17 protein-coding genes and 1 tRNA gene are annotated in these 19,557 nt (G+C 70.9%); 7 read left to right on the top strand and 11 right to left on the bottom strand.

Going from position 1 to position 19,557, the window contains the following annotated elements; genetic code table 11:
- Positions 1-64 precede the first annotated feature (64 nt).
- On the bottom strand, positions 65-208 hold the full coding sequence (locus tag HD595_RS01510; RefSeq protein WP_253765146.1) for a hypothetical protein: 144 nt from the start codon (positions 206-208) through the stop codon (positions 65-67).
- 55 nt (positions 209-263) lie between these two features.
- Between HD595_RS01510 and HD595_RS46560 the strand changes: the two genes are divergently transcribed.
- The 4 genes from HD595_RS46560 to pyk all read left to right on the top strand — a co-directional run bounded on the left by HD595_RS46560 (position 264) and on the right by pyk (position 5,080).
- Entirely contained in the window at positions 264-1,487 is a 1,224-nt protein-coding gene (locus tag HD595_RS46560) for a cytochrome P450 (RefSeq protein WP_253765145.1), read from the top strand.
- A gap of 64 nt (positions 1,488-1,551) precedes the next feature.
- Positions 1,552-3,267, top strand: a complete 1,716-nt coding sequence (locus HD595_RS01500; protein WP_253765144.1) for a S8 family peptidase — start codon at positions 1,552-1,554, stop codon at positions 3,265-3,267.
- Positions 3,267-3,614 carry a DUF2784 domain-containing protein gene (locus HD595_RS01495; protein ID WP_253781009.1) on the top strand — a complete coding sequence of 116 codons (348 nt, stop codon included), beginning with the start codon at positions 3,267-3,269 and terminating at the stop codon, positions 3,612-3,614. The genes HD595_RS01500 and HD595_RS01495 overlap by 1 nt, the downstream gene beginning before the upstream one ends.
- Positions 3,615-3,649: 35 nt before the next feature.
- The gene (gene pyk, locus HD595_RS01490) at positions 3,650-5,080 is read left to right on the top strand and encodes a pyruvate kinase (protein WP_253765143.1); all 1,431 of its coding nucleotides are present in this window, start codon (positions 3,650-3,652) and stop codon (positions 5,078-5,080) included.
- A 401-nt stretch (positions 5,081-5,481) separates the two neighbouring features.
- Here the strand turns inward: pyk and dapD are convergent, their stop codons facing one another.
- From dapD to HD595_RS01475, 3 genes are all read right to left on the bottom strand, one after another.
- Positions 5,482-6,444 carry a 2,3,4,5-tetrahydropyridine-2,6-dicarboxylate N-succinyltransferase gene (gene dapD / locus HD595_RS01485; RefSeq protein WP_253765142.1) on the bottom strand — a complete coding sequence of 321 codons (963 nt, stop codon included), beginning with the start codon at positions 6,442-6,444 and terminating at the stop codon, positions 5,482-5,484.
- 73 nt (positions 6,445-6,517) lie between these two features.
- Entirely contained in the window at positions 6,518-6,937 is a 420-nt protein-coding gene (locus HD595_RS01480) for a pyridoxamine 5'-phosphate oxidase family protein (protein ID WP_253765141.1), read from the bottom strand.
- 287 nt (positions 6,938-7,224) lie between these two features.
- Positions 7,225-7,298, bottom strand: a tRNA-Leu gene (locus HD595_RS01475).
- Between the two features lie 115 nt (positions 7,299-7,413).
- On the opposite strand from HD595_RS01475, the gene HD595_RS01470 reads away from it, so the two are divergent.
- Complete coding sequence (locus tag HD595_RS01470; RefSeq protein ID WP_308211091.1) at positions 7,414-7,998, top strand: ANTAR domain-containing response regulator; 585 nt, start codon at positions 7,414-7,416, stop codon at positions 7,996-7,998.
- 22 nt (positions 7,999-8,020) lie between these two features.
- On the opposite strand, the gene HD595_RS01465 is transcribed toward HD595_RS01470, so the two are convergent.
- A complete protein-coding gene (locus tag HD595_RS01465; protein WP_253765140.1) occupies positions 8,021-8,686 on the bottom strand; it encodes a hypothetical protein in 666 nt (221 codons plus the stop codon).
- Positions 8,687-9,057: 371 nt separating this feature from the next.
- Here HD595_RS01465 and HD595_RS01460 point away from each other — a divergent pair, with 371 nt between their 5' ends.
- Positions 9,058-10,353, top strand: coding sequence for an ABC transporter substrate-binding protein (locus tag HD595_RS01460; protein WP_253765139.1), 1,296 nt, complete (start codon positions 9,058-9,060; stop codon positions 10,351-10,353).
- 88 nt (positions 10,354-10,441) lie between these two features.
- On the opposite strand, the gene HD595_RS01455 is transcribed toward HD595_RS01460, so the two are convergent.
- The 6 genes from HD595_RS01455 to HD595_RS01430 form a co-directional block, all read right to left on the bottom strand.
- Positions 10,442-10,852, bottom strand: coding sequence for a hypothetical protein (locus HD595_RS01455; RefSeq protein ID WP_253765137.1), 411 nt, complete (start codon positions 10,850-10,852; stop codon positions 10,442-10,444).
- A 96-nt stretch (positions 10,853-10,948) separates the two neighbouring features.
- Complete coding sequence (locus HD595_RS01450) at positions 10,949-11,824, bottom strand: ABC transporter ATP-binding protein (protein WP_420540680.1); 876 nt, start codon at positions 11,822-11,824, stop codon at positions 10,949-10,951.
- Positions 11,821-12,777, bottom strand: a complete 957-nt coding sequence (locus HD595_RS01445) for an ABC transporter ATP-binding protein (RefSeq protein WP_253765136.1) — start codon at positions 12,775-12,777, stop codon at positions 11,821-11,823. The genes HD595_RS01450 and HD595_RS01445 overlap by 4 nt, the downstream gene beginning before the upstream one ends.
- Positions 12,767-13,753 (bottom strand): branched-chain amino acid ABC transporter permease, encoded by a 987-nt coding sequence (locus tag HD595_RS01440; RefSeq protein ID WP_253765133.1) that lies wholly within the window; start codon positions 13,751-13,753, stop codon positions 12,767-12,769. The genes HD595_RS01445 and HD595_RS01440 overlap by 11 nt, the downstream gene beginning before the upstream one ends.
- Positions 13,754-13,764: 11 nt before the next feature.
- Positions 13,765-14,904 carry a branched-chain amino acid ABC transporter permease gene (locus tag HD595_RS01435; protein ID WP_253765131.1) on the bottom strand — a complete coding sequence of 380 codons (1,140 nt, stop codon included), beginning with the start codon at positions 14,902-14,904 and terminating at the stop codon, positions 13,765-13,767.
- A 579-nt stretch (positions 14,905-15,483) separates the two neighbouring features.
- Positions 15,484-15,867, bottom strand: a complete 384-nt coding sequence (locus HD595_RS01430) for a PaaI family thioesterase (protein ID WP_253781006.1) — start codon at positions 15,865-15,867, stop codon at positions 15,484-15,486.
- A gap of 116 nt (positions 15,868-15,983) precedes the next feature.
- Here HD595_RS01430 and polA point away from each other — a divergent pair, with 116 nt between their 5' ends.
- A complete protein-coding gene (polA, locus tag HD595_RS01425) occupies positions 15,984-18,674 on the top strand; it encodes a DNA polymerase I (protein ID WP_253765130.1) in 2,691 nt (896 codons plus the stop codon).
- Positions 18,675-19,557 lie beyond the last annotated feature (883 nt).

The raw sequence follows: 19,557 nt of genomic DNA, 5'->3' as shown, positions 1-19,557 counted from the left end.
CCGACCGCGGAGCGCCCGCCCGGAACCTGTTCCGGGCGGGCGCTCTCGTCTGGTGCGGTCCTCGTCAGGCCGGCGGCTTCCGGTGGACCCGCACGTGGTCCACCGCGAGCCGGGCGGGGGAGACCGTGCTCGCGTCCGACCTGCGACCACGAGGGCAGGCCGTCGTGAGCGCCTCGACGGCGAGCGACGCGTCCTCGGGGCTTGTCAACCTATCGCTTGGTTGGTTGAGTGGTGTCGCACGAGCCACGGCGAAAGGACGAGCGGTGACGGATCACCCGGTCAGGCACGCCGTCGACCATCCGGTCAACGACGCCATCGATCTCACCAGCGGCGCCTTCTGGGGCCGCGACCCGCACGAGGAGCTGCGCTGGATGCGGGAGAACGCCCCGGTCTACTGGGACGGGAAGGTGTGGGGCGTCGCGTCGTACCGCGACGTCCGCCGGGTCTCCCTCAACCCCCGCGCCTACTCCAACGCCCAGGGCATCCGGCCGGACTCCGGCCCGCTCCCCATGATGATCGACATGGACGACCCCGCGCACCTGCTGCGCCGCCGGCTCGTCAGCCGGGGCTTCACGCCGCGCCGCGTGGCGGCCCAGGCCGAGCGGATCGAGCGGCTGTGCGACCAGATCCTCGACCGGGTGTGCGAGCGCGGGGAGTGCGACTTCGTCTGGGACATCGCCGCGCCGCTCCCGCTGATCGTCATCGGCGACGCCCTCGGCGTGGCCCCCGAGGACCGCGACGCGCTGATGCGCTGGTCCGACGACATGCTGCGCGGCCTGGTCGGGCAGGCCGACAGCGAGCTGCTCGTCCGCGCCGGAGAGGCGTTCGAGCAGTACGAGGCGTACGCCAACCGAGTCATCGACGACCGGCGCGCCTGCCCCCGCGACGACCTCATCAGCACCCTCGTCCACGCGGAGGTGGACGGCGACCGCCTCGCCCACGACTCGCTGCTGTACGAGTGCCTGCTCATCCTCATCGGCGGCGACGAGACCACCCGCCACGTCCTGTCCGGAGGCGTGTACCAGCTCCTCGTCCACCCCGACCAGCGCCGCGCCCTGGCCGAGGACCCGGCCCGCATCCCGGCGGCGGTCGAGGAGATGTTGCGCTGGGTCTCGCCGATCAAGAACATGAACCGCACCGTCGTCGCGGACACCGAGCTGGGCGGACAGCGCCTGCGCGCCGGCGACCAGGTGCTGCTGCTCTACCCGTCGGCCAACCGCGACGAGACGGTGTTCGCCGACCCGTACCGCTTCGACGTGGCCCGCACCCCCAACGACCACATCGCCTTCGGCTTCGGCAGCCACTTCTGCCTGGGCAACAGCCTGGCCCGGCTGGAGGTCAGGACCATGGTCGAGCGGCTGCTGCGGCGGATGCCCGACATGGAGCCGGTCGGCGCGGCGGAGCCGGCGAGCCGTCCGGCCAACTTCATCTCCGGGTACGAGTCGATGCCCGTGCGCTTCACCCCGTCGGCGCCCGTCGGCGCATGAGTTGCATCCTGTGCCGTGTGGCGGAAGGATGCGAAATCTGCGTATGCGGGCGAATGGGGGAAGAATGCGGGGACTTGTCGCTGGCCTCACGGTGCTCACCACGGCGGCCGCCATCGCCGCCTGTGCGCCCGCCGGCGCGCCCGACGCCACGACCGCCGCCGCGCCGATGGCCTCCTACCTCGTCTTCTACGCCGGCGGGCACCAGGGGGACGCCCGCTCCGCCGTGGACCGCGCGGGCGGCAAGGCCGTCGGCGGCGACCCCAGGCTCGGCTACCTGATCGCCGAGGGCGGGGGAGACGCGTTCGTCGGCGCGCTGGGCGACGACCCGGCCGTCGTCGGCGTGTCCACCGACCGGGCGATCGGTTACGCCTCGTCCACCGGCGCCTCCTGGCGGGGCTTCCCCTCCGCCCTGTCCGACCCCAGCGGCGCCCTCACCGCCCCCGCCGCCTCCGGGAGCCGCCTCGGCTCGCGGGCCTTCCCCGACGGGCCGTCGATCGCGAACGGCGACTCCTCCGGCGAGCCGCTGGCCCCCCGCCAGTGGGACATGCGGATGATCGGCGCCGACAAAGCGCACGCCAAGACCGGCGGCACCAGGAAGGTGCTGGTCGGCATCATCGACACCGGCGTCGACGGCACCCACCCCGACATCGCCCCGAACTTCGACCGCGCCCTCAGCCGCAACTTCGTCACCGACCGGCCCAAGGACGTGAACGGCGACACCCTCGACGGCCCCTGCGAGGTCAGCGGCTGCAAGGACCCCGTCGACCGCGACGACGACGGCCACGGCACCCACGTCGCCAGCACCATCGGCTCGCCGATCAACGGCATCGGCATCGGCGGCGTCGCCCCCGGCGTCAGCCTGGTCAACATCCGGGCCGGCCAGGACTCCGGGTACTTCTTCCTCAAGGCCAGCCTCGACGCGCTCACCTACGCCGGGGACATCGGCGTGGACGTCGTCAACATGAGCTACTACGTGGACCCGTGGCTGTTCAACTGCGCCCACAACAAGGCCGACGGCAAGAAGGAGCAACTGGAGCAGCGCGCCATCATCACCGGCATGCAGCGCGCCCTCGACTACGCCCGCAAGAGGGGAGTCACGCTCGTCTCCGCCCTCGGCAACGGCGCCACCGACCTCGGCAAGCCCAAGCTCGACAAGGACAGCCCCGGCTACCCGCGCGGCGACGAGAAGATCCGCAAGGTCGACAACTCCTGCCTCAACGTGCCCGCCGAGTCCAAGGGCGTCATCTCGATCTCCTCCGTCGGCCCGTCCGGGCGCAAGGCCATCTACAGCGACTACGGGACCGAGCAGACCGACCTCGCGGCGCCCGGCGGCGACACCCTCGACGGCAAGGGCACCTCCGCCACCCGCGGCATCCTGGCCGCCGCCCCGGAGGCGGCGCTGCGCGCCGCCGGCAAGCTCGACGGCTCCGGCAAGCCCAAGACCGCCGAGGTCGTCCGCGACTGCTCCAAGGGCGTGTGCTCGTACTACCAGTACATGGAGGGCACCTCCATGGCCGCGCCCCACGCCACCGGCGTCGCGGCCCTGCTCGTCAGCCGCTTCGGCAAGCCCGGCAAGGGCGGCCTCCAACTCGACCCCGCCGAGACGCAGCGGCTGCTCTACGCCACCGCCCAGCACAAGGCGTGCCCGCGGCCCCGCGCGTACGTCTACAAGGTGTACGGCGAGAGCGAGACGCAGACCTGCGAGGGCGGGAAGGCCAAGAACGGCTTCTACGGCCACGGGGTCGTGGACGCGCTGCGGGCGGTTACCGTGAAGAGGTGATGTATCGCCTGGTCGCGGACCTGGCGATGGCGGCGCATTTCGCCTTCCTCGCCTACCTCGCCGTGGGCGGGTTCCTCGCCTGGAGGTGGAGGCGGACGATCTGGGCTCATGCGGCCGTCGTATGCTGGGCACTGCTGTCCGTCGTCGCGGGCGTCGACTGCCCGCTGACGGTCCTGGAAGACTGGGGCCGCCGCGGGGCCGGTCTGCCGGCCCTGCCTCCCAGCGGCTTCATCGACCACTACATCGAGGGAGTCATCTACCCGGAGCAGTACACCGGCGTGGCGCGCGCGGCCCTCGCGGCCGTGATCGCGGTGAGCTACGGCGGCTACCTTCTCCGTCGTCCGTGACTGCCAAGTGGTCTGTACCAATTAAGGTAGGACTCGTGACTCGTCGCGCGAAAATCGTCTGCACCCTAGGCCCCGCCACGTCGTCCCCTGAACGCCTGCGCGAGCTGATCTCCGCCGGCATGGACGTGGCCCGGTTCAACCTCAGCCACGGCACCCACGAGGTGCACCGCGAGATCTACGACCGGGTCAGGGAGGTGGCGGCCGACCTCGGCCGCGGCGTAGGCGTGCTCGCCGACCTGCAGGGCCCCAAGATCCGCGTCGGCAAGTTCGAGGAGGGCCCGGTCCGGCTCGGCTTCGGCGACGTCTTCACCATCACCACCGAGGACGTGCCGGGCGACCGCGACCAGGTCTCCACGACGTACAAGGGGCTGCCGGGCGACGTGCGCCCCGGCGACACGATCCTCGTCGACGACGGCCGCCTCGTGCTGGAGGTCACCCGCGTCGACGGCGACCGGGTGACCACCCGCGTGGTCATCGGCGGCATGATCTCCGACAACAAGGGCCTCAACCTGCCGGGCGTCAACGTCAGCGCGCCCGCCCTCACCGACAAGGACGAGGCCGACCTGCGCTGGGCGCTGCGCACGGGCTTCGACATGATCGCCCTGTCGTTCGTCCGCCGTCCCTCCGACGCCGACGTGGTGCGCAACATCATGGAGCAGGAGGCCGTCCGCCTGCCCCTGCTCGCCAAGATCGAGAAGCCGCAGGCCGTCGACCGCCTGCCCGAGATCGTCGAGGCGTTCGACGGCATCATGGTCGCCCGCGGCGACCTCGGCGTGGAACTGCCGCTGGAGCAGGTGCCGATCGTGCAGCGGCGCATCATCGAGCTGTGCCGCGAGAAGGCCCGCCCGGTCATCGTCGCCACCCAGATGCTCGACTCCATGATGAGCGCCCCGCGCCCCACCCGCGCCGAGGCGTCCGACGTCGCCTACGCGGTCATGGACGGCGCCGACGCGGTCATGCTCTCCGGCGAGACCTCGGTCGGCAACTATCCGATCGAGGCCGTGTCCACCATGGACCGCATCGCGTGCGCCGCCGAGAAGCACTCGCTGCACGCCACCCACACCCTGGAGCGCATGCCCGAGACCACCGGCGGCGCCATCGCCCGGGCCGCGGCCGAGGTCGGCGCCATCGTCGGGGCCAAGGCCCTGGTGGCGTTCACCATGTCGGGCGAGACGGCCCGCCGCCTGGCCCGCTACCGCTCGCCGATCCCGCTGCTCGCCTTCACCTCGGCGCCGCACGTGCGCGGCCAGCTCTCGCTGACGTGGGGCGTGGAGACGTTCCACGTGCCGTTCGTCCACCACACCGACGACATGGTGCGGCAGGTCGAGGCGTCGCTGCTGTCGCTCGGCCGGCTGGAGAAGGGCGACAAGGTCGTCATCGTCGCCGGGTCCCCTCCCGGCACGCCCGGCTCCACCAACGCCCTGCGCGTCCACACCATCGGCTCGGCCGTCTCCCACGGCAACTAGCCGCCCCTCGGTGTGCTGAGGCGGCCCGGCCGCGGCACTCGCTCGTCTCCCCGACGGTGCCCGGGCCAGGCCGCCCCCTGATGAGCCCACCGTCTCCGACGCCACGGTGACGGCTCGGCCGCCCGCGGCGGTCCTGATACGAACTCGCCGGGTCCCCGCCCGCCGGCGCCCTCCGCGGCCGTTCCGGTACGAACTCGCCGGGTCCCCGCCCGCCGGCGCCCTCCGCGGCCGTTCCGGTGCGCGCCACCCGGCGGCGGTGGCGGGTCGTCGAGCGGCGCGAGGAGACGGCCGACGTGATGTCGCCGCTCCTGCGTCCGGCGCACGACTGAGCGAGACCCTGACCGAGCGCGGCCCCGAGACCGACGGCCGGACCCTTCCCGGGGCCCGGCCGTCCGCAGGCGTCAGTTCTGGTGCAGGGCCGCGTTCAGCTCGATGCCCTGGCCCGTACGCGGCACCGCCTCGACCGCGCCCGTGCGCGAGTTCCTGCGCAGCAGCAGACCGTTGCTCCCGGACAGCTCCCTGGCCTTGACCACGCGCCCGTCCGGAAGGCCCACCTTGGTGCCGGCCGTCACGTACAGGCCGGCCTCCACCACGCAGTCGTCGCCCAGCGAGATGCCCACCCCGGCGTTGGCGCCCAGCAGGCAGCGCTCGCCGATGGAGATGACCTCCTTGCCGCCGCCCGAGAGCGTGCCCATGATCGACGCGCCGCCGCCCACGTCCGAGCCGTCGCCCACGACCACGCCGGCCGAGATGCGGCCCTCCACCATCGAGGCGCCGAGCGTTCCGGCGTTGAAGTTCACGAAGCCCTCGTGCATCACCGTCGTGCCGCTGGCCAGGTGCGCGCCGAGTCGCACCCGGTCGGCGTCGGCGATGCGGACGCCCGCCGGGAGCACGTAGTCGACCATCCGCGGGAACTTGTCCACCCCGTACACCGTGACCGGGCCCCTCGCCCGCAGCCGCAGCCGCGTCTGCTCGAAGCCCTCGACCGCGCACGGCCCGTGGTTGGTCCACGCCACGTTCGCCAGCACGCCGAACAACCCGTCCAGGTTCAGCCCGTGCGGCCTGACCAGGCGGGCCGACAGCAGATGCAGCCTGAGGTAGGCGTCGTGGGCGTCCGCGGGCGGCTCGGAGAGCTTGGCGATGCCGGTGCGCACCGCCACCACCTCCACGCCCCGCAGCGGGTCGGGGCCGACCAGCGAGGCGAGGTCGCCGGCCGCGGCGGCGTCGAGCCGCTCGGTGCCGGCCGCGGGCGGCTCGCCCAGCTCGGGCGCCGGGAACCAGGTGTCGAGAACGGTGCCGTCGGCGGCGACGGTGGCCAGGCCGATGCCGTACGCGCCGGTCACGGTGGGGTCGATAGCAGTCACGGGCCTCAAAATACCGTCACCGGGAAGGACGAGGCGGAGGCGGGCGCGTCGCCGGGCTTCCGCGCGCCCGGCGTCACACGGAGCCGAGGTCGGCGGAGAGCCAGCGCTCGGGTCGCATCCGGAACGTCACCAGGGCCCGCGTGTCCGAGCCGCCCACGTAGCCGGGCAGCGCGTCGGCCGCCAGGTACCGGGCCGCGATCAGCGTGAGGTCCTCCGGCGTGGTCGGGCTTGAGCCGACGACGGGGCCCTCGACCGACACGTACCGGTAGGTCGGGCTGGACCGCTGGACCAGCAGCGCGAAGCGGCCGGCCTTGCCGATCAGCCTGGCCTTGCGCGAGTCGCCGCCGGTGAGCAGGCACACCTCGCCGCCGGGGCTGTAGGCGTACCAGACGGGCACGACCAGCGGCGCCCGCTCCTTGCCGGCCTCGACCGACAGCGCCGCGATGTGCGCGCCGGCAAGGAACGCCTGCCGCTCGGCCTCGCTCAGCGCCATCGTCCCACCTCCTGCCGGGATACATCACCGCTCGCGACATTTCCTACGCATGTCACATAGGCCACAAGAGCCCCGTATCGGTGCACCTCAGAGAGTTTTTACCGAAATTTGCGGCGATACCGGCCGTCCTGGCCCGCTGTCACCGCGTTCGCGGCCCGGTTGACCAGCCGTCGTCGTACGGCCGCCAGGCGCGGGAAGGGGGGCGCCCGGCCAAGGTCTCGTGCGCCGAGGACCGGACCCCGGAGACGACAGAACCGCCCGGCGGTCGCGCCGAGCGGTTCGTCAGGTGCCTCGGGTGGGACTCGAACCCACACTGCGCGGGTTTTGAATCCGCTTCCTCTGCCAATTGGGATACCGAGGCAAAAATCCGGCCAAGACCGGATCAACAGTCTCGCACGGCCAAAGCGTAGCCCAACTCGGCGGCCGGCCAGCACCGACGTGGCTCTAATCTAGCGGACATCGGTACTCTTCTGCTCGTGAGTACGCAGCGGCGAGTGGTGATCGCGGAAGACGAGGCGCTGATCCGCCTCGATCTCAAGGAGATGCTCGAGGAGGACGGCTACGTCGTCGTCGGGGAGGCCGGTGACGGTGAGCAGGCCATCAGGCTGGCCGCCGAGCTCAAGCCCGACCTGGTGATCCTCGACGTCAAGATGCCCGTCCTCGACGGCATCTCGGCCGCCGAGCGGATCGCGGCCGACCGGATCGCGCCGTGCCTCATCCTGACCGCCTTCTCCCAGCGCGACCTGGTCGAGCGGGCCAGGGACGCGGGGGCCATGGCCTACCTCGTCAAGCCGTTCACCAAGGCCGACCTCGTGCCCGCCATCGAGATGGCCGTCAGCCGGCACGAGGAGATGGTGGCCCTGAGCGCGGAGGTGTCGAGCCTCTCCGAGCGGCTGGAGACCCGCAAGCTGGTCGAGCGGGCCAAGGGGCTGCTCATGGCGGCCCACGGGTGGAGCGAGCCGCAGGCGTTCCGGTGGATCCAGAAGGCGTCCATGGACCGGCGGCTGAGCATGCGCGAGGTCGCGCAGATCGTCATCGACGACGCGGCGCCCCGCGCTTAGGAATTGTGCGCGGCCCGGAGGGTCACTTCTTCAGGCCGCACACCTCCAGCGCGTAGTCGATCAGCTCCTTCTGCCGGTCGGCCGGCGGCTGCACGATGACCACGCGCTCCTCGCCGCCGTCCACCGAGGCGCGCACGGGGAACAGGAACGCCTTCTTGGCCTCGGCGAACGCGTGCGGGTCGCAACGGCCGGGTGAGAGCGCGATCGGCGCCTCGGCCCGCGCGGCCCCGGCCTCCAGCACCACCAGCGGCTTGGCCCGGCGGGCGGGCGTCACGATGTAGTGCGTCGTGCCGTCCACCGAGCCGACCGCCACCCGGCCCGCCCCGCGCCTGGTCAGCACGAGGGTGCCGCGCATCAGGTCGCCGTCCCGCTTCCAGTCCGGGCCGAAGGCGATGTCGGCCGCCTGCTTGACGAGGAACGCCGAGCACTCCTCGCGCAGCAGCCGGGCCAGCAACGGGTCCGGGTGCGGCACCGGGAAGACGACCCTGCGCAGCGGCTCCGAGCCGACGCGGACGCGGGCCGCGACCGTGGCGGGCCGGACCTCCGGCAACCCCTGGGGCGAGCAGTTCGCCTCCCCGTAGGGAATGCGGAGATCGGTGCGCTCGGTGCGCCCGATGGTGGAGTCCTTGCTTTCCGGTGGAAGAGTTTTGAATGACGGCGAGATCAGTTGGACATCGGCGAAATGCACAGGCGTGTCCGTGGTATTGCGGACAGCGACCTCGATGGCGTGCGCCGGCTCGTCGGAGCGCCATTGGGCCAGCGACACGGACACCCCGTAGGGTGGTCGTGACGAGGGTTCGGCCGGTCTGCCGGGACTGCCGCAACCCGACAGCATAACCACCATGACCAGGGGGACCCTAAAGTGCTTCACTGCACGCACATTAGGCAACCTTGAGCGGCTCTCGTAAGTTGAGGACTGGTTACGACTCCGCATCCAAGTGCCGACAGTTCAGGACGGCATCTGGTTCCAGGCCATGGCGGTTTTGTACGTTTCCGTCATTCGAACGGGAACGTCGGCGGTGCTGACCGATCCCGGCCTGGAGATGAAGGAGACACTTCATGGTCCGCATTGCTCCCGTGGGGCGGGCGCTGGCAGTCGCCGCTGCCGCCAGCCTCGCTCTTACGGCTTGCGGTGGTGGCAGCGACACCGCCACTCAGCCGTCCGAGTCCGCGGCGGCGCCGTCTTCCGCGGCCCCCGCGGCTAAGGGTGACGGCACGCTCACGCTTGGCACGCTACTGCCGCAGACGGGCTCGCTGGCCTTCCTCGGCCCGCCCGAGATCGCGGGCGTGGACGCTGCGCTCAAGGAGATCAACGAGGCGGGCGGCGTGCTCGGCAAGCCGGTGGTCAAGTACGACACCGACTCGGGTGACACGACCACCAACATCGCCTCGCAGTCGGTCGACAAGCTGCTCGCGCAGAAGGCCGACGCCATCATCGGCGCCGCGTCGTCGTCGGTGTCGGAGTCGGTGATCGACAAGATCACCGGTGCCGGTGTGATCCAGTTCTCGCCCGCCAACACCTCGGACAAGTTCACCACGATCGAGGACAAGGGCCTGTACTTCCGCACGTCCCCGCCGGACAAGCTGCAGGGCCGCGTGCTGGGTGACCTCGTGGTGGCCGACGGCAACGACACGGTCGGCATCCTCGCGATGCAGGACTCGTACGGCACCGGCCTGGCCGACCAGGTCTCCAAGACCGTCACCGACTCCGGTGGCCAGGTCGTCGAGCGGGTCGACTACGACCCGAAGGCCGCCGACTTCTCCGCCGACGTGGCGAAGATCAAGGCCAAGAACCCGAAGGGCATCGTGCTCATCGGCTTCGAGGAGACCTCGAAGGTCGTGCAGGAGCTGGTCAAGCAGGGCATGCCGGCCAGCAAGCACAAGTGGTACATGGTCGACGGCAACACCTCCAACACCAACTACGTGAAGATGCCTCCGGGCACCCTCACGGGCGTCAAGGGCACCATCCCGGGCGCCGCGGCTCCGGAGGAGTTCCAGAAGAAGCTCATGGCGACCAACCCGAAGCTGCAGGACTTCAGCTACGGACCCGAGTCGTACGACGCGACCAACCTGCTCGCGCTGGCCGCCGAGGCCGCCAAGAGCGACGCCGGCACCGACATCGCCAAGAAGCTGGCCGAGGTCAGCAAGGGCGGCGAGAAGTGCAACGACTTCAAGTCCTGCGTCGAGCTGCTGAAGGCCGGCAAGGACATCGACTACGAGGGCGTCAGCGGCCCGGTCGAGTTCAACGACGCCGGTGACCCGGCCGTCGCCACGATCGGCATCTACCAGTACGGCAAGGACAACAAGTACGCCACCAAGGCGCTCGAGTACCGCACCGGCAACATCGCCGGCTGACGCTCGCGCGAGCCTTCGAAGGGGCCCGGTCCGCACGGACCGGGCCCCTTCGCCGTCTTTCCGAAGGCCCCTTCGCCGTGCGGCCAGGTCAGGCGCAGCCGGCCCTGATCCGGTCGGCCGCGGCGCGGTACTTCTTCAGCAGCTCCACCTGCCGGGCGCGGGGCACGTCGGCGCGGGACAGCCCCGCCGTCGCGTCCTCGACGTCCCGCACGGCGGGCGCCAGCGATGCGGGCAGGGCGGGGCCGTACTGCAGCGTGATGCCCCGGGCCTCGGCCAGGCGCCCCAGCACCGCGTCCTCGAAGTACTGGCCCTCCTCCTGCCCTCTGGGCCTCAGGAGGAGGTCGGCGTACCCGATGGCGGAGACGACCCGGGCGCAGGGGTCGTCGGTGGGATCCCCGCCCGTGCTGTACCTGCCGGCCGTGGCGGCGGGCGTGTTCTGGCAGGCGGCGAGGATCGACAGGAGCGGCACGAGCAGCGTGGTCACCACGATTCGTCTCACACCCGTCATTGAAACGGCGGAGGAGCCCCCGTGGGGAGCCCCTCCGCCGTTGTGCGAGAACCGTTACCGAGAACCGTTATGTCGGGAAAGCGACCCCTACGCCTTGGCCAGGGTGCCGAGGTACAGCTCGATCACCTTGGGGTCGTTGGCGAGCTGCCGGCCGGTGCCGGTGTAGGCGTTGCGGCCCTGGTCGAGGACGTAGCCGCGGTGGCAGATCTGCAGGCAGCGCCGGGCGTTCTGCTCGACCATGATGACCGTGACGCCGGCCTTGTTGATCTGCTGCGCCTGGATGAACACCAGGTCCTGCAGCTTGGGCGAGAGACCCGCCGACGGCTCGTCGAGCAGCAGCACCGACGGCTCGGTCATGAGCGCCCGGGCCATGGCCACCATCTGCCGCTCGCCGCCCGACAGGGAGCCGGCGCGCTGCTTGCGCCGCTCCTTGAGCGCGGGGAACAGCTCGGCGACGAACTCGAAGCGCTCCTTGAACTTGCCGGGCACCTGGAAGGCGCCCATCTCGAGGTTCTCCTCGATGGTGAGGCTCGGGAAGACGTTGTTGGTCTGCGGGACGTAGCCCACGCCGCGCGAGACCAGCTGGTGCGCCTTCATGTTGGTGATGTCCTCACCCTTGAGCTTCACCGTGCCGCTGCGGATGGTGACGAGCCCGAACATGGCCTTGAGCAGCGTCGACTTGCCGGCGCCGTTGGGGCCGATGATGCCGATCAGCTCGCCCTCGCCGACGTACAGGTCGGAGCCGTTGAGGATGTTGACGCCGGGAAGGTAGCCGGCGATCAGCTCGTCGCAGCGCAGCACGGCGCTCTCCGCGCCCTGCAGGTGCGCCGAGCGGTCCGTGACGGCCTGCCGGGACGTGGCGGGCTCCTCGGCGGTCGCGGTCGCCGCGGCGGCGGTCTCGGGGGCCTCTGCGCCCTCCTGAGCGGGCTGCTCGGCCTTCGAGGACTCGGGGACGGTGTTCACTTCTGAGTCTCCTCCTCGATCTCTGCCTCGAGCTCCGCCTCCGCCTCGTGAAGCTGCTCCTGCAGCTCCGTCTCCGACAGCGGCGCGTCGTGGTGCGCGCCCAGGTAGGCGTCGATGACGCGGGGGTCGGACATGATGGTGTCCGGCGGCCCCTCGGCGATCACCGCGCCCTGGGCCATGACGATGACCCAGTCGCTGATGTCGCGGACCATGTCCATGTCGTGCTCGACGAACAGCACCGTCATACCCTGTTCGCGCAGGTCCTTCACGTGACCGAGCAGCGACTGGGTCAGGGCCGGGTTGACGCCGGCCATGGGCTCGTCGAGCATGACCAGCTCGGGCTGGACCATGAGCGCGCGGGCCATCTCCAGCAGCTTGCGCTGGCCGCCCGACAGGGCTCCGGCGAAGTCGTCGCGCTTGGCGGCGAGCTTGAACCTGGTGAGCAGGTCCTCGGCCCGCTCGGTGATCTCGTCCTCCTGGCCGCGCCACAGGTTCGGCAGCAGCGCCCGGAAGAAGCTCTCGCCCTTCTGCTGCTGGGCGCCGAGCCGCATGTTCTCCATGACGGTGAGCCGCGACAGCGCCTTGGTGAGCTGGAAGGTGCGGACCATGCCGGCGCGGGCCACCTTGTGGGCGGGCACGCCGTTCATCGGCCGGCCGTTGAACGTCCACTCGCCGGCGTCGGCGGTGTCGAAGCCGGTGAGCTGGTTGAAGAAGGTCGTCTTGCCGGCGCCGTTCGGGCCGATCAGCGCGGTGATGGAGCCGCGCTGGATCTCGACGTGCTCCACCTCGACGGCGGTCAGGCCGCCGAAGCGGCGCACCACCTTGTCCACCACGAGGATCGGGTCGGGCTTGGGCACGCCGGGGTCGCGGGCGAGGTCCTTGAACGCGGCCAGGGCCGCGGCCTTGCGCTCGGTCGTCGCGGTCACGGTGCCGGCGGTGCTGTCAGCGTGCATCGATTGCAATCTCCCTCTTGTCACCGAAGATGCCCTGTGGCCGGTAGACGAGCAAGAGGATGAGTCCTATGCCGACCAGGAGGAAGCGCACCGGGCCCACCTGGGTGGGCGCCATGAAGGGCAGGTAGCCGGCCTCGACCGCGCCGCTCAGGATGCCGTTGACCAGGACCAGCAGCACCCAGAAGATCATCGAGCCGACGACGGGGCCGAGGACGCGGGCCGCGCCGCCGAGGATGACGATCGTGTACGCGAAGAAGGTGGTCTCGGTGCCGAAGATGTCCGGCTGGACCGAGGCGAAGGCCAGGCCGTAGATGAAACCGCCGAGCGCGCCGATGACGCCGCCGAGGATGAGCGACTGCATCTTGTACGAGAAGACGTTCTTGCCGAGGGCGCGCACCGCGTCCTCGTCCTCGCGGATGGCCTTGAGCACCCGGCCCCACGGGCTCTTCATCAGCAGGTACACGATGAGGCACGACAGGGCGATGAGGATCCAGCCGACGAACAGCACCCAGGTGACCCGGTTGTTGAAGGTGAACCACCCGAAGCCGTAGTCGCCCTCGGGGAAGGGGTTGAGCGCGTAGAAGCCCTCGGAGAAGCCGCGCTGGCCGTCGGAGCCGCCGAAGACGTCCTTGAAGGCCACCGACCGGAAGATCAGCCGGATGATCTCGGCCGCCGCGATCGTGACGATGGCCAGGTAGTCGGCGCGCAGGCGCAGGGTCGGGATGCCCAGGATGACCGCCAGCAGCACGGCGGCCAGCAGGCCGACGCCGATGCCGACCCAGAACGGGAGCCCGAGCACGGTGACGGTGACCGCGAGGCCGTAGCCGGCCACGGCCATGAACGCCGCCTGGCCGAAGTTCAGCAGGCCCGTGTAACCGAAGTGGACGTTGATGCCGATGGCGGCGAGCGCGTAGAGCACCGTCTCGACGCCGACGGCGGCCTTGACGGTGGTGGAGATGATCGTTACCCAGTCCATGGTTCCCCCCGTCAGCCGATCCGCTCTCGGCGGCCGAGGATGCCCTGCGGCCGGAAGAGGAGCACGATGATGAGCACGGCGAGCGCGCCGACCGACTTGAGCTCCGGCGGCACCCAGAGGGTGGACAGCTGGATGAACAGGCCGACGATGAGGGAGCCGACGAGGGCGCCGAACGCGGTGCCGAGTCCGCCGAGCGTGACGCCGGCGAAGATGAGCAGCAGGATGTCCTGGCCCATCGTGTACTTCAGGTTCTGCGAGAGGCCGAGCATGATGCCGGCCAGCGCGGCGATGGCGCCGCCCATGGTCCAGATGATGCGGATGACCCGGTCGACGTTGATGCCGGACGACGAGGCCAGCGCCGGGTTGTCGGCGACGGCGCGGGCCGCCTTGCCGGTGCGGGTGCGCAGCAGCGCGACGCCGACCACGACGAGGACGAGCAGCTCGATGCCCATGGCGACGAAGTTCTTGGGCGCCGCCGAGATCGGGCCGATCTCGATGCCGGGCTGGGCGGTGTACTGGGCGAACGCCTCGTTCTGGCCGCCGAAGAAGATGAGGAACACGTAGCGCAGGAAGAGGGCCACACCGATCGAGATGATCATCATGGCGATGGTGCCGGTGCCCCGTTTGCGCAGCGCCCCCCAGAAGAACCGGTCCTGCGCGTAGCCGAGGCCGCCGGCGAGGATCACCGCGATCACCGCGGCGGGGATGAGGTGCAGGCCGACGCCGACGTTGAAGGCGTAGGCCAGGATGGCGCCGAGCGTGACCAGCTCACCGTGGGCGAAGTTGGTCAGGCCGGTCGTGCCGTAGATGAGCGACAGGCCGAGCGCCGCGAGCGCGATGATGAGGCCGAGGTTGAGGCCCTCGAAGGCGAGCTGCGCCGCCTGGGTCCAGAAGCTGCTCTCGCCGCCTTCCTCCTCCGCGGGCTGCCCCGGCGCCGCCTTGGGCTGCAGGGCGAACAGCACGGTGGACATGTTGCCCTCGTACACCGTCGGCGTCCGGACGTTGTTCCCGCCCCGGACCGCCGCGTTCTTGGGCAGCGTGGCGACATCCAGCGTGACCTTGTACCGGCCGGCCTTGTCGACCGGCACCTGCCACGTACCTTGCGCGTTGGTGGTGACCGCCGCGACGGGTTGTCCGCTTTCGGTGGTCACGACGATTTTCACGCCATTCACTGGCTGGCCTTGGAATGTGAGCGTTCCTCTGAGGCCCTGGTCCGCCGTGGCCGCTTGGGCCGGGGCGGTGAGCAGGAGGACGAGTCCACTCAGAAAGGCCGTGAACGCGATCACGGCTCTGCGCAATGGTGCTCCCTCTATAGGTCAAGGCGGGGTATGGGTGCCCCTCCATCTCGACACGCGCGCATCGCAGGCACAACTCGATGCTGTTGCGGGAGCTTATTGCGGGAAGGAGTGCCTTATCTATCGTCCGTCACCAATTAGTGACATGTGCGTGTCGCAGGCGTGAGCAAACAACGCAGCAGGTCAGGCGGTGAATCGTCGCTAACGCCGACGCCCCTGCTGTGACAGGCCGGTGACGACCGGCCCCGCGCGCCGCCCCGGCGCCTCGGGCGCGGCCCCGTAACGAGAACGAGCCCGAGGGGCGACCTTTGGGACCGTGCGGGGCTTCCCCGGCCTCACACGTTATCTACTCGGTCGCCCCTGCGGGCTCTGCTCGGGAACAACGGTAGCGACCCACGGGTGCCCTGTGCAAAGGGAGACGTGAGCGCGTGGCGTTCAACGATCGCGCAACATACAGGTCAAACGCGACGTGCAGACGAGTCGTCCCTGGTCGTCGGTGATCTCGATGTGGTACGTCGCCAGCGTCCGGCCGCCGTGCAGCCGCGTGGCCACGCCCGTCACGTGGCCGGAGGTGGCCGAGCGGTGATGGGTCGCGTTGAGCTCGATGCCGACCGCGATCCGCTCCGGGCCCGCGTGGATCGCCGCGCCCACCGACCCCAGCGTCTCGGCCAGCACCGCCGAGGCGCCGCCGTGCAGCAGCCCGTACGGCTGCGTGTTCCCCTCCACCGGCATGCGGGCCACGACCCGCTCCGCGCCGGCCTCCACGAACTCGATGCCCATGCGCTCGGGGAGCGTGCCCTCGTGGAAGGCGTTGAACATGCCGATGTCGGCGGGGTCCGCCTGCGTCACGTCGGCGGGGTCCGTCTGCGTCAAGAGGTGGCCTCCAGTCTTCGGGGCAGCGGTTTTCTGTCGCAGTCGCAGACTAGGCTGCGGGTGTGCCGAAAGTTGAAGTGACCCCCAGCCGACCGTGCCTGCTGCTGCTCGACGGGCACTCGTTGGCCTACCGCGCCTTCTACGCGCTCAAGGACGCCAACCTGATGACCACCGATGGTCAGCACACCGAGGCGGTCTACGGGTTCACCTCGATGCTGACCAACATTTTGCGCGACGAGCAGCCCTCGCACGTGGCCGTGGCCTTCGACCGGTCCGAGCCGACGTTCCGGCACGAGGAGTACGCCGCCTACAAGGCCAACCGCAGCGAGACGCCCGAGGACTTCCGCGGCCAGATGCAGCTCATCTACGAGCTGCTCGACACGCTGCGCATCCCGCACCTGTCCAAGGCCGGCTTCGAGGCCGACGACCTCATCGCCACGCTGGCCACCCGCGCCTCGGCCGAGGGCATGAACGTGCTGGTCGTCACCGGCGACCGCGACGCGCTCCAGCTCGTCGACGAGCACGTCACCGTGCTCATGACCCGCCGCGGCATCAGCGACATGACCCGGTTCACGCCGGAGGCGGTCGAGGAGAAGTACGGCCTGACGCCCGCCCAGTACCCCGACTTCGCGGCGCTGCGCGGCGACCCCAGCGACAACCTGCTCAGCATCCCGAGCGTGGGGGAGAAGACCGCGGCCAAGTGGGTGCGCGAGTTCGGCTCGCTCACCGCGCTGATCGACCGGGTCGACGAGGTCAAGGGCAAGGTGGGCGACAAGCTGCGCGAGCACGTCGCCCAGGTGCTCATGAACCGCCGCCTCACCGAGCTGCTGCGCGACGTCGCCCTCGACGTCGACCTGGCCGACCTCCAGCAGGGCGCCTGGGAGCGCGAGGAGGTCAACAAGCTCTTCGACAGCCTCCAGATCCGCGGCGAGCTGCGCGAGCGCGTCTTCAAGACGCTCGGCTCCGGCGAGCGCGAGCCCGACCAGGGCTTCGAGGTCGAGACCGTCCTGCTCGGCCCCGACCGGGTGGCCGGCTGGCTGGCCGCGATGCCCGAGGGCCGCGCCGGGCTGGCCTTCCGCGGCTCCTACGGGCGCGGCGCCGGCCGCGTCGAGGGCATCGCGATCGCCTCGCCCGACGGCACGGCCGCCCACATCGACCCGGTCAAGCTCACCGAGGCCGACGAGGCCGCGCTGCGCGCCTGGCTGGAGGACGAGACCCGGCCCAAGGCCGTCCACGACGCCAAGGGCCCCATGCTCGCGCTGTGGGAGCAGGGCCTGACGCTGCGCGGGCTGGCCTGCGACACCGCGCTGGCCGCCTACCTCGCGATGCCGGGGCAGCGCACGTTCACGCTCGAGGACCTCGCCCGCCGCTACCTCAACCGCGACCTGCGGGCCGAGGAGGAGTCCGACGGCCAGGCCGCGCTGTTCGGCGACGACGAGGACGCCCCGGCCAAGGACCTCGCGCTGCGCGCCCACGTGGTGCGCGAGCTGGCCGACGCCCTGGAGGGCTTCCTGGCCGGGCGCGGCGGCACCCAGCTCCTGGCCGACGTGGAGCTGCCGCTGGTGACCGTGCTTGCCGAGATGGAGCGGGCCGGCATCGCCGTCGACAGCGCGTACTTCACGGGCCTGGAGGCGGAGTTCGGCGCCGCGGTCAAGCACGCCGTCGAGGAGGCCCACCGGGTCGTCGGCGAGCAGTTCAACCTCGGCTCGCCCAAGCAGCTCCAGGAGATCCTCTTCGTCCGGCTCAACCTGCCCAAGACCAAGAAGATCAAGACCGGCTACAGCACCGACGCCGACCAGCTCGCCTGGCTCGCCACCCAGACCGAGCACGAGCTGCCGACCATCATGCTGCGCCACCGCGACCAGCAGAAGCTGCGCACCACCGTCGAGGGCCTGATCAAGGAGGTCGCCGACGACGGGCGCATCCACACCACCTTCAACCAGATCATCGCGGCCACCGGCCGGCTGTCGTCCGAGAAGCCCAACCTGCAGAACATCCCCATCCGCACCGCCGAGGGCCGGCGCATCCGGCAGGGCTTCGTGGTGGGCGAGGGCTACGAGACGCTGCTCACCGCCGACTACAGCCAGATCGAGCTGCGCATCATGGCCCACCTGTCGGGCGACGAGTCGCTGATCGCGGCCTTCGAGTCCGGCCACGACTTCCACCAGGCCACCGCGGCGCGCGTCTTCGACCTGCCGCCGGAGCAGGTCGACGGCGAGCTGCGGGCGCGCATCAAGGCCATGAACTACGGCCTGGCCTACGGCCTGTCCGACTTCGGGCTGGCCGGGCAGCTCAACATCCCGGTGGCCGAGGCGCGGGCGCTGAAGGAGGAGTACTTCGAGGAGTTCGGCGGGGTGCGCGACTTCCTGCAGGACATCGTCCGCCAGGCCCGCAACGACGGCTACACCGAGACCATCATGGGCCGCCGCCGCTACCTGCCCGACCTGACCAGCGACAACCGCCAGCGCCGCGAGATGGCCGAGCGGATGGCGCTCAACGCCCCGATCCAGGGCTCGGCGGCCGACATCATCAAGGTCGCCATGCTGCACGTCCGCCAGGCCATCGCCGAGGAACGCCTGGCCTCGCGGATGCTGCTGCAGGTCCACGACGAGCTGGTGTTCGAGGTGGCGCCGGGCGAGCTGGAGGCGCTGCGGCAGCTCGTGTGCGACCAGATGAACGCGGCCTACCACCTGCGGGTGCCGCTGGAGGTGTCGGTCGGCGTGGGCCGTACGTGGGAGGACGCGGGTCACTGACGCTCGCCGCCGTCACCGCCGTGGCGACGACTTCGCGGCCCCGGCCCGGCCAGGTGAAAGGGCGCCTGACCGGGCCGGCGTGAGCGCGTTTTCGGCCGCACTGCTCGCGGCCCGCTGATGTCGCGGCGCGGGCTCCGGGCACCCGACAGTGACCGCGCGAGCCCATGCCGCCGCGCCTCCCACGCCGCCCCCGGACGGCTCGGCACACCCCCCGGCGACCGGCCACGCCCTCACGCCGCCCCTGGACGGCCCGGCAAGCCTCCGGCGACGCCCTCACGCCGCCTCCGGGAGGCCTGGCACGTCCCCAGTGACGCCCCCTCACCCCTTGCGCGCACCCGGCGAGGCCCTCACACCACCCCTGGATGGCCCGGCATGCGCCCGGCGACGCCCGCCCATGCCCCCCCACACCACCATCGGGCGCGGCAACAGGTGGGCCCGGAGCGGGCTGAGGTCCATCGCGCCGCCTCCGGGAGGCCCGGCACGTCCCCAGTGACGCCCCCCACCCCTTGCGCGCACCCGGCGAGGCCCCACGCCACCCCTGGACGGCCCCGCGTGCACCCGGCGAACCTGCCCCATGCCCCCACGCCACCATCGGGGCGCGGCAACAGGCGGGCCTGGAGCGGGCTGAGGTCGCATCGCGCGTGGACCGGTCGAGGAGGCGGGGGCCGGGATGGGGAGGCGAGGCAGGGGACCGCAACCCGGGGAGAACGGAAACGGGAGACATGAGTGGCGCCCGGAGCAGGGGAGAGGTGTCCGGTTGTGTGCCGGGACGGGTGTTCTTCGCTCCCTCAGGCGGTTTCCTCGCGATATAGCCGGGCAGATGGGCCTCCGTACGGAGGGCCGCTCTCCGGGTGGCCCTGCACTACCCTGAAGGCTAGGTCCC

The sequence above is a fragment of the Nonomuraea roseoviolacea subsp. carminata genome (genome assembly GCF_024172185.1).
GTDB classification, from domain to species: domain Bacteria; phylum Actinomycetota; class Actinomycetes; order Streptosporangiales; family Streptosporangiaceae; genus Nonomuraea; species Nonomuraea roseoviolacea.
Note: the sequence above shows the minus strand (reverse complement) of the source record. Positions and strands in the feature narration are given on the sequence as shown.